The 12,898-nt window shown below is 43.7% G+C and carries 13 protein-coding genes and 2 tRNA genes; 11 read left to right on the top strand and 4 right to left on the bottom strand.

Features of this window, described 5'->3' with window-relative positions; all coding sequences use genetic code 11:
• Window positions 1-315 precede the first annotated feature (315 nt).
• Entirely contained in the window at window positions 316-1,791 is a 1,476-nt protein-coding gene (gene gatB, locus F8R90_RS02550; RefSeq protein ID WP_196509347.1) for an Asp-tRNA(Asn)/Glu-tRNA(Gln) amidotransferase subunit GatB, read from the top strand.
• 674 nt (window positions 1,792-2,465) lie between these two features.
• Window positions 2,466-3,707, top strand: coding sequence for a bifunctional ornithine acetyltransferase/N-acetylglutamate synthase (gene argJ / locus F8R90_RS02545; RefSeq protein ID WP_196509344.1), 1,242 nt, complete (start codon window positions 2,466-2,468; stop codon window positions 3,705-3,707).
• Between the two features lie 226 nt (window positions 3,708-3,933).
• Here argJ and purN read toward each other — a convergent pair whose 3' ends face one another.
• The gene (purN, locus tag F8R90_RS02540) at window positions 3,934-4,596 is read right to left on the bottom strand and encodes a phosphoribosylglycinamide formyltransferase (protein ID WP_196509340.1); all 663 of its coding nucleotides are present in this window, start codon (window positions 4,594-4,596) and stop codon (window positions 3,934-3,936) included.
• Between the two features lie 24 nt (window positions 4,597-4,620).
• On the opposite strand from purN, the gene F8R90_RS02535 reads away from it, so the two are divergent.
• Window positions 4,621-5,502, top strand: a complete 882-nt coding sequence (locus F8R90_RS02535) for a carbohydrate ABC transporter permease (RefSeq protein ID WP_196509337.1) — start codon at window positions 4,621-4,623, stop codon at window positions 5,500-5,502.
• A gap of 85 nt (window positions 5,503-5,587) precedes the next feature.
• Here the strand turns inward: F8R90_RS02535 and F8R90_RS02530 are convergent, their stop codons facing one another.
• A complete protein-coding gene (locus F8R90_RS02530) occupies window positions 5,588-6,154 on the bottom strand; it encodes a thermonuclease family protein (RefSeq protein ID WP_196509335.1) in 567 nt (188 codons plus the stop codon).
• 106 nt (window positions 6,155-6,260) lie between these two features.
• Here F8R90_RS02530 and F8R90_RS02525 point away from each other — a divergent pair, with 106 nt between their 5' ends.
• The 3 genes from F8R90_RS02525 to F8R90_RS02515 all read left to right on the top strand — a co-directional run bounded on the left by F8R90_RS02525 (window position 6,261) and on the right by F8R90_RS02515 (window position 7,328).
• The gene (locus tag F8R90_RS02525; protein WP_196509400.1) at window positions 6,261-6,404 is read left to right on the top strand and encodes a hypothetical protein; all 144 of its coding nucleotides are present in this window, start codon (window positions 6,261-6,263) and stop codon (window positions 6,402-6,404) included.
• Between the two features lie 57 nt (window positions 6,405-6,461).
• Window positions 6,462-6,887 (top strand): acyl-CoA thioesterase, encoded by a 426-nt coding sequence (locus tag F8R90_RS02520; RefSeq protein WP_196509333.1) that lies wholly within the window; start codon window positions 6,462-6,464, stop codon window positions 6,885-6,887.
• Between the two features lie 186 nt (window positions 6,888-7,073).
• On the top strand, window positions 7,074-7,328 hold the full coding sequence (locus tag F8R90_RS02515) for a hypothetical protein (RefSeq protein ID WP_190900644.1): 255 nt from the start codon (window positions 7,074-7,076) through the stop codon (window positions 7,326-7,328).
• Window positions 7,329-7,334: 6 nt separating this feature from the next.
• On the opposite strand, the gene F8R90_RS02510 is transcribed toward F8R90_RS02515, so the two are convergent.
• Window positions 7,335-8,156, bottom strand: a complete 822-nt coding sequence (locus tag F8R90_RS02510; RefSeq protein WP_196509331.1) for a TrmH family RNA methyltransferase — start codon at window positions 8,154-8,156, stop codon at window positions 7,335-7,337.
• A 94-nt stretch (window positions 8,157-8,250) separates the two neighbouring features.
• Window positions 8,251-8,332, bottom strand: a tRNA-Leu gene (locus tag F8R90_RS02505).
• Between the two features lie 409 nt (window positions 8,333-8,741).
• Between F8R90_RS02505 and murA the strand changes: the two genes are divergently transcribed.
• The 5 genes from murA to F8R90_RS02480 all read left to right on the top strand — a co-directional run bounded on the left by murA (window position 8,742) and on the right by F8R90_RS02480 (window position 12,832).
• On the top strand, window positions 8,742-10,109 hold the full coding sequence (gene murA, locus F8R90_RS02500; protein WP_196509395.1) for a UDP-N-acetylglucosamine 1-carboxyvinyltransferase: 1,368 nt from the start codon (window positions 8,742-8,744) through the stop codon (window positions 10,107-10,109).
• 180 nt (window positions 10,110-10,289) lie between these two features.
• Complete coding sequence (locus tag F8R90_RS02495) at window positions 10,290-11,165, top strand: M48 family metallopeptidase (protein ID WP_196509329.1); 876 nt, start codon at window positions 10,290-10,292, stop codon at window positions 11,163-11,165.
• 87 nt (window positions 11,166-11,252) lie between these two features.
• On the top strand, window positions 11,253-12,374 hold the full coding sequence (locus tag F8R90_RS02490; protein ID WP_196509327.1) for an alpha-hydroxy acid oxidase: 1,122 nt from the start codon (window positions 11,253-11,255) through the stop codon (window positions 12,372-12,374).
• A gap of 108 nt (window positions 12,375-12,482) precedes the next feature.
• Window positions 12,483-12,566 (top strand) — tRNA-Leu (locus tag F8R90_RS02485).
• A 32-nt stretch (window positions 12,567-12,598) separates the two neighbouring features.
• Window positions 12,599-12,832: a hypothetical protein gene (locus tag F8R90_RS02480; RefSeq protein WP_196509324.1), complete on the top strand. Its 234-nt coding sequence runs from the start codon at window positions 12,599-12,601 to the stop codon at window positions 12,830-12,832.
• Window positions 12,833-12,898: the final 66 nt, after the last annotated feature.

The raw sequence follows: 12,898 nt of genomic DNA, 5'->3' as shown, positions 1-12,898 counted from the left end.
GTACAAGATACTTCCCTTTAGATAAAGTCACGACTCCACTGTCAGTCTGAATTTGACACTCAACCCAGCTAGGATTCCAATACCAAGCATCCAAGTGAATCACTTCTAAGCCTAAGATGGTTCCCAGTTCGCGGGCTAGGGTAGATTTACCAGCACCCCAGAACCAATAATCTAGATTTTCTTCACCTTAGGTTTGCATCTCCCTTTTCAAGCTCATGAAGGTAAGCATTACTCACCCAAATAACCGTCTTCAGGGCAACTCAATACACCGCTACAATAGTACCCTAAGAAGGATTATGCCCAAATATTGATATTATGACCACTGCTACAACCGTAAAAACTGAGTATGAAGCGATTATTGGTCTAGAAACCCATTGTCAGCTGAGTACCAATACCAAGATTTTCTCTAATAGCTCTACGGCATTTGGTGCTGACCCCAATACTAACATTGACCCAGTTTGTATGGGTTTACCTGGGGTCTTACCTGTACTCAATCAAAAAGTATTAGAATACGCCGTCAAGGCTGGTTTGGCACTAAATTGTCAAATCGCTAGGTATAGCAAATTTGACCGTAAACAGTATTTTTATCCAGATTTACCCAAAAATTACCAAATTTCTCAATACGATCTACCGATCGCAGAACATGGTTGGTTAGAAATTGAGTTGGTAGATGCTGAAGGTAATCCCACTCGCAAACGCATTGGTATTACGCGTCTGCACATGGAGGAAGATGCTGGAAAATTGGTACACGCAGGTAGCGATCGCCTTTCTGGTTCTTCCTATTCTTTGGTAGATTATAATCGCGCAGGTATACCGTTAGTAGAAATTGTCTCAGAACCTGATTTGCGTTCTGGATTAGAAGCTGCTGAATATGCTGAAGAATTACGCCGAATTGTCCGGTATCTCGGCGTGAGTGATGGCAATATGCAAGAAGGATCTCTGCGCTGCGATGTCAACATTTCCGTGCGTCCTGTGGGACGAGAGGAATTTGGCACCAAGGTAGAAATTAAAAACATGAACTCCTTCAGCGCCATCCAACGGGCGATTGACTACGAAATTGAGCGCCAAATTGCCGCCATCGAAGCAGGCGATCGTATTATCCAAGAAACTCGTCTATGGGAAGAAGGTGCTCAACGTACAAGTAGTATGCGAGTGAAAGAAGGTTCTAGCGATTACCGCTACTTCCCCGAACCAGATTTAGCACCAATTGAGGTAACAGATGCCGAATTAGAGCAATGGCGCAGCGAACTACCAGAATTACCAGCCCAAAAACGCCATCATTATGAAAGTGAGTTGGGGCTTTCGGCTTACGATGCGCGAGTGTTGACAGAAGATCGTCCAGTAGCGGAATATTTTGAAACTGCGATCGCAGCTGGAGCAAATCCGAAAGCTGCTGCAAACTGGATTACTCAAGATATTGCAGCCCATCTCAATAAGCAAAAACTCACTATTAGTGAAATCGGCTTGACTCCCACCAATTTAGCTGAGATCATCACTCGGATTGAAACGGGCAAAATTAGCAATGCTCAAGCTAAAGAAAAGTTACCAGATTTGCTCAGTGGTATTTCTCCTGAAAAAGCCTTTGCCGGTCAAGAGTTAATCACCGATCCTAGTGTACTGGAACCCATAGTTGATGAAGTCATAGCCGCCAATCCCAAAGAACTAGAAAAGTATCGCAACGGTAACACCAACCTCAAAGGCTTCTTTGTCGGACAAGTTCTGAAAAAGACAGGTAAACGTGCTGATCCTAAGCTGACTAACGAATTGGTGGAGAAAAAACTGAACGCCTAGTACAGCTTTGCGTAATTCGTAATTACTGTACGGTAAGGGTTTTAGACATTTCAAATGGGTGGCTTATTTACACAACGTTGTACTAGTAGGCTGTGAAGTCAACTTTGTTAGGTGAGGGGCAGAGGGGCATCTTCTCCCCTGCCCAATTCCCAACTAAGTATTTTCCCGGTTATTCTTCACAAAATCTTCATATAAAAACTGGTGACAACCCGCATACCTAAAATGCTATGCTGTGCTAAGTAGATGCACCCTGATGATCTGGAGAGCTGCCTAAGTGGCTCTCTTTTTTATTTGATTTCTGTGGTATTTACGAGGAAGCTTCATCAGATTTTTAGAAATAATCTTAATCAATAAGTATTAACCCTTACATCATAAATGATATGGTGTGAGAAAAAGATGCACCGTAATGATGTGGAGAGCGACCCAAGTGGCTTTCCTTTTTCGCTTTTATGTTTCTTCATAAGAAAGGTAAAAACAATTATGCTAATCGCCAACTGGTGCATTATTATTGCCATCAGCAAATAAACTCACAATAAAAGGAACTAGGGACTGGGCACTGGGATCAGAGAATAATAACTCCTAACTCAACACGGGCTAAACACCCTACTAGCGCTAACAGAACTTTTCCAAAGCACAAATTGACCTATCCAACCTGATAGTTGTAAGGAAGAATAATGGCAGATTGGCAAAAAATCACAGGTGGCATCACAGCACCAAGGGGGTATCAGGCGGCGGGAATTACCGCAGGTTTGAAACCTTCAGGGTTGCCAGATTTAGCTTTGATATTCTCAGAGGTGGAAGCGATCGCAGCAGGTGTATTTACCACCAGTCAAGTAAAAGCTGCCTGCGTAGAATATTGTCGCCAACGCTTGCAAGCTAAACAAAGCGCTCGTGCCATCCTCTGTAACGCTGGACAAGCAAATGCTGCTACAGGGACTCAAGGCTATCTTGATACTTTAGAATCTGCTATGGCAATAGGCCAGGCGCTAAACATCCCATCTGAATCTGTATTACTGGCTTCCACTGGTGTGATTGGCCAAAGAATTAAGATGGATGCTTTGCGAAGTGGAATTCCCAAAGTAGTAGCAGCACTATCAGAAACAGGCTCAGATGCAGCCGCTGGGGCAATTATCACTACAGACTTGGTAACAAAATCCATTGCCTTAGAGACAACTATAAGCGAACGCCCGGTACGAATTGGCGGCATTGCCAAAGGTTCCGGCATGATTCACCCCAACATGGCAACCATGCTGGCATTTGTTACTTGTGATGCCGTGGTTTCGCCTCACCTTTGGCAGCAGATGTTAGCAAGGGCAGCAGATAGAAGCTTCAATTCCATTACCGTGGATGGTGATACTAGCACCAACGACAGCTTAATCGCCTTGGCAAACGGTCAATCTCGTACCCCAGCAATTACAGGATGGGGTGCAGAAGCAGAGAAATTAGAGGCCATGTTAACAGCAGTTTGTCAGCATTTAGCCAAAGCGATCGCTCGTGATGGTGAAGGCGCAACCTGTCTAATTGAAGTGGAAGTAACAGGGGCCCATGATGAAATCTCTGCCCGACAAATAGCCAAAACCATCGCTGGTTCATCCTTAGTTAAATCTGCAATCTTTGGGCGAGATCCAAATTGGGGACGCATCGCCGCCGCCGCCGGACGTGCAGGTGTGCCTTTTGAGCAAGAAAACCTGCAAATTAAGCTAGGGAATTTCTTAATGTTGGAAAACGGGCAACCTCTGCAATTTGACCGTGCAGCAGCGAGTGCTTATTTGAAAAAAGCAGCGACGGGTGCTTATCTCCAAGAAGATACAGTATTAATCTCTGTTAACGTTGGCAATGGTCATGGTTCAGGTAAAGCTTGGGGTTGTGATTTGAGTTATGACTACGTGAGGATTAACGCTGAATACACTACGTAAACTAATCACAACTGTTTGCTAGGTTGAGCATTAAAATCTCGTTTACAGATATAATACCGTTTCTACTTTCAAGTTGATACAAATAGCTTGCTAAGGGTGCACAGTTACAGTTAGCTGTGCACCCCTAAATCATAAAGCCTCGTAGGAAAGGGTTAGGGAGAGGTAGGAAAGGGGCTGTTCTTGTTAGGTCTGTATTGGACTCCACTGAGAAGCTCTATATGTATTTTTACGTTAGGCTTAGTGTGGTTTTTGACGAAGAAGCTGCAAGAGCGATCGCTAGTGGCAGAATTCGATGTTCCTGAATTTGAATCCGGGCGTGGAGTGTTTCTGCTGTATCATCTGGTAATACTGGTACTGCGGCTTGCATTAAGATTGGGCCACTGTCCATTTCTAAACAAGCTATATGCGCTGTACAACCAGTTATTTTTACCCCAGATGCTAAAGCTTGTTCTACCGCATGGATTCCCTTGAAACTAGGTAACAAACTAGGATGGATATTGATAATTTTATCAGGAAAGGCATCCATGAAAACTGATGTTAACAATCGCATCCAACCTGCCAAAATCACCCATTCTACATCGTAGTGTCGCAATGTCTGCACAATTTTCTCATCAAACTCTTCTCGACTTTGATAGTTGCGGTGATTTAATAAAACAGCTTCTACACTTCTATTAGCTGCTCTGACGGCTGCTTTAGCCGAGGGGTTATTGTAAATTAAAACTTGAATTTGGGCATTGAGCTGCCCATCTTGGATAGCTTGAGCAACTACATCAAAATTGCTGCCATTCCCAGAAGCCATAATTCCCAGTTTTAAAGGGGCGACTTGTTGGCAAATATCGCTAATGCTGGGAGAAACTAAGCTAAGGGTAGAATCAGGGCGGAAGGTCATAACAGCTAAGAGGGAAAATTATAGATGCAAAAAAAATATACTAAGTCGTGGTTGGATAATGATACATTAGCTGCCTGGATTTTTCTCACACCAGCACTAATTTTACTAGGCGTTTTTATCATTTGGCCGATCGCCTATTTGTTTTACCTCAGTTTCACTGCTGGTAGTTTCACTTTAAAAGGCACTTATTGGATAGGCTTAAAAAACTATTGGCGCTTGCTACTCGATCCCGACTTCTGGCAAGTTCTGGGCAACACCTTTTATTTTACTGTTGCCACCATCATTCCCAGTTTAGTTATCTCCTTGGGATTAGCAGTGCTATTAAACCGCTCCATTCCTTTACGGGGCATCTTGCGGAGTGCCTATTTTTTGCCTTCAATTATCTCACTTGTGGCAGCCGGTTTGGGATTTCGCTGGCTGTTTCAAACATCAGGGCCAGTTAACAGATTGTTAGATTTTTTTGGCATTCCAACTATACCTTGGCTAGGAGATACATTTTGGGCAATGCCAGTAATTATTTTAATGAGTATTTGGAAACAACTCGGTTTCAATATGGTGGTTTTTTTAGCAGGGTTGCAAGCAATTCCTCCCAGTCGTTATGAAGCAGCAGATTTAGACGGAGCAAATGCTTGGCAACAATTTTGGTATATTACTCTGCCTGGATTGCGCCCTACTGTCATATTTGCAATCATCACTACCGCGATTTTTACATTGCGGAGTTTTGAACAAGTTTATGTGATGACTGGCGGTGGCCCGCTGAATTCGACTAATTTGCTGGTTTACTACATTTACCAAGAGGCTTTTGCTCAATTTGATTTTGGTTATGCAGCAGCAGCAGCGACGGTGTTACTAGCAGTGACGCTGGTACTAGTTTATTTGCAACTGCAAACTTGGGGAGAGGAGTAGGGGAGGCAGGGGGGAATTTTGGAAGTTGCTAAATCCTGCAAATATGTAATGGCAAGAAATGTAGTGCATTTAATTAGAAGAGTTTTTACTTTTTATATAAGCTGCGATATTCCCAAGGATTAACAAATTTAGTATCACTCCAAACACCAAGCCGTTGTTCCTTCGCTTTAGCTTCGGCTTGTTGAACTAAGTCTTTGCTAGGACACTTGTTTAAATAGGGACGATACACTTTTGCCAATCCTTCTTGCAACAACACCTGTTGTACAAAAGTGCCATTTTTTAAACGGACTTCGGCGACTTTGCGTCCATAGCGATCGCTATCTGTGATATTCAAAGTCACGCGATCGCCTCCTTGTTGCACCAGTTCTTGCACCCGTTCTTGGGCTTTCACACCCCAACTAAATTGATTGCGATCGCTAGTCCGTTTACTCTGCTTTTCTTTGTTAGTATGGGCTATCTCTGGCGCATCCACACAAGCAAAGCGCACTGTCAAATTTTTGCCATTGGTATCTTTCACTACTAACGTATCACCATCACTCACTCGCTCAACTGGTTCTCCAGAATTACCGATAAAGCGATCGCAGCCGAATAAACCCAAAATTATGATAGTTGCACAAAGCCAAAATCGCACTGGTTTAATTAATTTCTCCATCCAAAACTTACCAAATTATCTCTGTGGAATCGGACACTATAGCGGTTCTCGTTTACGTTAAAGATATAGAGAATACCTTACACTAACTTAATTACTCAAAATTCCTATGGTGCTAAATACAGAAAATTCTAATAATCAAGAGTTCGTTGGTTTTATTTGGAGCATTGCCGACAAACTCCGAGGCCCTTACCGTCCACCCCAGTACCGCCGGGTAATGAATGTTGCCTCTGATTGTGTTACATCGTACTGAAATGGAAAAACTAATATAGATAAGTGTAAAAAACAGCGCCGCAGTACCAACTAAACTATGCTACCGTTCAAAACTGTGCTACGCGTCCGACACTATGAGATGGACGCCCTTGGGCATGTAAATAACGCCGTCTACCAAAATTATCTAGAACAAGCAGCTATTGAGCACTCAGAATACCTGGGCTTAACCTTGGATGTATATCGGCAAGTAGGTGGTGTATTTGTGATGCGGCGGGTAGAAATTGACTATTTACGCCCAGCAGTGGCAGGCGATACCCTAGAAGTCACTACCTGGTTGAAGGAAATGCGCGGGACTCGTGCTTTGCGATGCTACGAAATTCGTAAACAAAACCAAGATAATTTGTTAGTAACGGCAGAGGCGCTATGGGTTTGGGTAGATGCACAGACAATGCGCCCACGACCAATTCCCAGTGTCATGTTAGACAAATTTTTGCAAATCCAAAACCCAGGTGTCACAAGCTAAAAATGGTTTGTTATTCGCCATTTAATGAATCTTAATTCTTCTAATGAAAAACAAATGATTGATTTTTGACCCCGGTAATGCTGACGATCAAGAATACACAACTATGATGTTATAAGTGCAAAATTTAAATTTGTAGGAACTGGAATCAAAATTAGCTTAGTAAATCAGGATTTTTAAGTCAATATTATGGAGCAAAGTCAACCACAACAGCGCCGCGTCGCGGATCAAGTGTTTCAAGAATCCCTCGATCAGTTGGAAGATATCTTACAAGAAAGTTCAACTGAGGATGAAGAAATCCCCCAACTAGCACAACTGCATACTAGTAGTCTCAGTGAAGTTGAACTCGATCAAGACTTGACAGATATTGATTTAGCGGCTCTTGAGGACGCAGTTGCTGATATTGAACAATATCTCGAAGAAATAACAAAAAGTCATGAGTAATAAGTTTTAACTCCTAAATCCTAACTCTTGACTTATTTGCCGCCGAGCTTCGTACAACATTAAAGCAGCTGCGATCGCCACATTCAAAGATTCCACCCCAGGACTCAAAGGAATTCTTACTTGCTTGTCTGCGATCGCTGCTAAATCTGCCGACAATCCAGCACCCTCATTTCCCAGTAAAATCAGACTAGGTTTGCGCCAGTCCACTTCCCAATAAGTTAAAGTCGCACTGGGTAAGGTTGCCACTACCTGCATTCCTGCCTGCTGACTTTGTTGAACTGTAGCTTTTAAATCTTCGGTTACGGCTGTTGGTAGGCGAAACCATTGCCCTGCTGAAGCCCGGAGAACTTTGGGACTGTCTAAATCTACACTATCTCCACTTACCCACAATCCTGATGCTCCAGCAGCAGCAGCAGCGCGGATCATCGTACCCAGGTTGCCGGGATCTTGTACCGTTTCTAAAGCTACCACTAAACCAGTAAATGGTAGTTGAGTTTGGCCTACACCTCCGGTGTACGAAGCGCCAACGCTTCGTTTTGCCGTTGCAACCACACCATCCGGTTGGACTGTAGTAGCGATCGCATCCAAGATTTCTTTACTGACAATTTCAACGCGATCGCTTTTACTACAAGCTTCTTGCCAGAGTGAGGAGTGGGCTGCTTGCCATTCTGGGGTACAACACACTGTTTCTAGTGGGTAATTCACCGCACAAGCTTCCTCTAACAGGTGTGTTCCTTCCAGTAAAAATAACTGCTGCTTGTGCCGCTCCTTGGTGGAGTGGAGTTTGCGGATTTGCTTGACTAGGGAATTTTGTAAACTGGTCAACATCAAAAAGTTAGGAGTTGGGAGTTAGGAGTTAGGAGTTAATTTAGTTTTCTTTCAACTCATAACTCTTCACTTTTAACTCCTAACTTAAATAATATGCGGAACCCGGGACTTGAACCCGGAAGCCTTGCGGCACTAGAACCTGAATCTAGCGCGTCTGCCAATTCCGCCAGTTCCGCTGGCACTTGTCTTTATCGACAATTTCTTATTATTGCGTTATGTTTTACCTTTGTCAAGTGTAAACATAATGCCTCGTTTAAGAGGCTCAGAGTGGAAACAAGTTTTTCAGGGGATTAGGTCGAATCAAAATATTAACTGAACGGTACAGCATTGATTTTTAGAGAACACTTAAGTTATTTTACTGAGTATTTAATTTTGCTTAAAACTACTACTTCTTCCTTCGTTTTTATTAAATTTTTCAAAAGCTCAAAACACTTGCTATTACGTCTTTTCAGCCCGCATTTTTCACCAAAAAACAATTTTTTTATGCAAGATGTTGCCCTAAAACGTGGACAATTTGAATCTTTACTGTAGAATCAAAACCAACTTCAAACATATAAAATACGTATTACTTTTGGAGGTAGGCTTATCAATCCTTCTACCAGCTTACCAGATGCTAAAATTGCTCCAGAAGCAGACTCCTCAGTCTTGCAAATTTGGGGTGGGCATCCTTTGCGAGGTCATGTGAAAATTAGCGGGGCAAAAAATTCAGCACTGGTAATCATGGCTGGAGCCTTGCTGTGTCCGGGCGATTGTCGTATCCGTAATGTCCCCTTATTAGCGGACGTAGAGCGGATGGGTCAGGTGTTATCGGCTTTGGGTGTAAGCTTAACGCGGCAAGGTGATATTTTAGACATCAACGCCAGCGAAATTAAAACATCAAAAGCTCCCTACGAACTAGTTACCCAACTGAGGGCGAGTTTCTTCGCCATTGGTGCCATTCTGGCAAGATTAGGAGTAGCGCAGATGCCCTTACCAGGTGGTTGTGCTATTGGGGCAAGACCAGTTGACTTGCATGTTCGGGGACTGCAAGCAATGGGGGCTGAGGTACAGATTGAGCATGGCATTTGTAATGCCTATGTTCCTGGCAGCAGCAAAAGATTAAAAGGTGCGAAGATTTACTTAGACATCGCCAGTGTTGGAGCAACAGAAAACTTGATGATGGCGGCTACCCTGGCTGAGGGTGAAACGATCATCGAAAATGCTGCCAGAGAACCGGAAGTAGTTGATTTAGCTAACTTCTGTAACGCGATGGGAGCGAAGATTAAGGGGGCGGGGACTAGCAGGATTATTGTCGAAGGAGTGCCCAAGTTGCATTCTGTTGACTACAGTATAATTCCCGATCGCATTGAGGCCGGGACGTTTTTGCTGGCAGCAGCAATTACCCGTTCCGAACTTCTTCTCTCGCCAGTGGCTCCAGAACATCTTATACCAGTGATTGCCAAACTGCGGGATATTGGGGTGACAATAATTGAGGAAAAGCCTGAACACTTACGCATTCTGCCAGCGGAAACCCTCAAAGCAACGGATATTGAAACTCAATACCATCCAGGTTTTCCCACAGATATGCAAGCGCCGTTCATGGCTTTGCTGACATTGGCCGAAGGCGACAGCGTGATTAACGAATCCGTCTTTGAAAATCGCTTGCGTCATGCCTCAGAGTTGAATCGCTTGGGAGCAGACATTCGTGTCAAAGGCAACGCTGCTTTTGTTCGGGGAGTACCGAAATTGTCTGGCGCACCAGTATTAGGCACAGACTTGCGAGCATCGGCAGCGCTAGTTATAGCAGGACTGGCGGCAGAAGGAAAAACCACAATTCAAGGATTACAGCACCTCGATCGCGGCTATGATCGACTCGATATGAAGTTGCAACAATTGGGAGCTAAAATCCTCCGTGTGGGCGAAGCATCAGCAGATGCAGAAATCGCTCCTAGCATTAGTAGCCTTTCAAGTTGAAATTGATAGGTTTAGACTGACGCGAGAGCAAAGGGAATGAGGGAAACAAGGGAGAAAATTTTCTCCCTTGTTTCCCTGCTTCCCCTGCCCACCCTAGTTAAATCGTTATACTAACTGTGGGTGGCTGTTTTTTTAATCAGCCAGATTCCATAGTTGTGTTTTTTTATAGCTGGCTGCACTATGTCCTTCTTCAAAACCCCGCTGATTGGTTTAAAAGCTGACTCCTTTCGTCATCCATTAGACCTGGAAGCTACCAAGACGCTCAAGCAAATACCAGGCATAGATATGTTAGTGCGAAATTGGCTTGGGCCAATGGCAGAGCAGGTTTTCTATGTAGAAAATATTGCCTCTAGCGTTCTGGTGGGTGAAAAGCAACTGCCTGATTTATACAAGCTGTTGTTAGATGCCTGTAAAATCCTGGATATAGAGCCTCCCCAGTTGTACGTCCGGCAACATCCGGCTCCCAACGCCTATACTTTTGCTGTGCGGGGTAAGCAGCCGTTTGTTGTGCTACACACATCCCTAATTGATATCCTCACACCTGAGGAAATACAGGCAGTAATTGCCCACGAGCTGGGGCATCTCAAGTGTGACCATAGCGTTTATTTGACTCCTGTAAATTTATTAATATTAGCTGCGGCGATTGTGCCCAATGTCGGAACCTTCGTTGCTCAAGCGATACAGGCACAACTTTTAGAATGGGTACGCTGTGCTGAGTTTACCTGCGATCGCGCTGCATTACTAGCAACCCAAGACCCCAAAGTTGTCATGTCAGTATTGATGAAGTTGGCGGGTGGTTCCCCCACTTTAGCGCCACAACTGAATCTTGATGCCTTTGTTGCCCAAGCCCGCGCTTACGATGATATTAGCAAGACTGAACTAGGTGAAATGGTTAAAGCTGCCCGCACAGCCCAATTAACCCATCCAGTGCCAGTACTACGGGCGCGAGAAATTGACCGTTGGGCAAGCAGTACAGAATATCAATCTTTAATCCAAAGTCATGGACTTAAGTATACTAATGAAGTTACACCTCAGGGCGGGTGGCGCAACTGGTAGATTCACTAGATCACAACTGGTAATCAGCAGCGCTAAAAAAAGCTTGGCGTGAGATGTTCAAAATGTGCTTAACCCACAGCCGCTACCATGACAGTTGTAATCAAAGACGATCGCTTTCAACCTATAAATCTTTTTGAGTATGAAAAGCTAGCAAAAGAGCATCTGTCTCAAATGGCGCTTGATTACTATAGCAGTGGTGCTTGGGACGAAATCACATTGCGAGATAATCGTGCTGCCTTTGAGAGAATCAAGTTGCGACCTCGTGTATTAGTCGATGTTAGCGATCGCAATCTCACTACCTCTATTTTAGGGCAACCCCTGCAACTACCTTTGTTAATTGCGCCGATGGCTTTTCAATGTCTAGCCCATCCAGACGGAGAAGTTGCTACCGCTCTAGCTGCGGCATCAGCTGGTGTGGGCATGGTGTTAAGTACAATGGCCACAAAGAGTATTGAAGAAGTGGCGACTGCATGTGATAAATTTCCTGATTCTCTGCAATGGTTCCAGCTTTACATCCATAAAGATCGGGGATTAACTCGTGCTTTAGTAGAAAAAGCCTATAAAGCAGGCTACAAAGCACTTTGTCTGACTGTAGATGCACCTGTTCTCGGACAGCGAGAGAGAGATAGACGTAACGAGTTTGCCTTACCCCTAGATTTACATCTGGCTAATCTCGCTACTATCTCAGGGCTAGATATTTCCCATGAAAAAGGCGAATCTGGTTTATTTACTTATTTTGCCCAACAGCTAAACCCAGCAGTAACTTGGGACGATTTGGAATGGCTGCAATCTTTATCTCCATTGCCTTTAGTCGTCAAAGGAATTTTACGGGGAGATGACGCTGTGCGATCTGTAGAATATGGAGCCAAAGCAATTATTGTTTCCAATCATGGTGGGAGACAACTCGATGGTGCGATCGCTTCTTTAGATGCCCTAGCTGAAATAGTAGCAGCAGTGGATGGTAAAGTAGAAGTACTATTGGATGGAGGCATTCGTAGGGGTACAGACATTCTCAAAGCTCTGGCATTAGGAGCAAAAGCAGTACTGATCGGACGACCCATTTTGTGGGGACTAGCAGTAGCAGGACAAGTGGGTGTATCTCATGTAATCTCACTGCTACAAGATGAGTTAAATCTGGGAATGGCACTTAGCGGCTGTGCAAAACTACCGGATATTGACTCTAGTTTATTGACCCTGCCACGCCTGTAAGCCAGAAAATTCTTAGACCTACATTATTCCTACAAAACTTTGAAAATTAATTTTCAGACTTGTTACAAAATCACTTAATTAGAGTATAATAGTTAAGGTTGGACATATGGGCGGGTGGCGAAATTGGTAGACGCACCACACTCAAAATGTGGCGGCCTTGCGGTCATAGGAGTTCGATTCTCCTCCTGCCCACTACCAAGCAAATAGTAAAGAGGTTAGAAATTATGCGCCTGAAAAGATGGGAATCTCCCCGTAAAGAAGGCAGGAATGACAAGGGTAGAGGTGGTTCTGCGAGGAAGCGGCAACTCAAAAAACAAAGGCAAATGTTACGACAAAGACTCAAAGAAGCTAACAAGCCAGACAATAACAAAAACAATAGAGCAGGGGAAGATAAGTTCATCTTCCCCTTATTTTTTGGGCTTTTATTTCAGAAAAAATCAAATTCAGGGATTTTTTAATTAATAATTAGACTAAATTAAATTTATCATAAATTTGACAAATAATAAGATAAGAAAATATTATTA

This window comes from Nostoc sp. NZL (assembly GCF_015714705.1).
Taxonomy (GTDB): Bacteria; Cyanobacteriota; Cyanobacteriia; order Cyanobacteriales; family Nostocaceae; genus Nostoc; species Nostoc foliaceum_A.
Note: the sequence above shows the minus strand (reverse complement) of the source record. Positions and strands in the feature narration are given on the sequence as shown.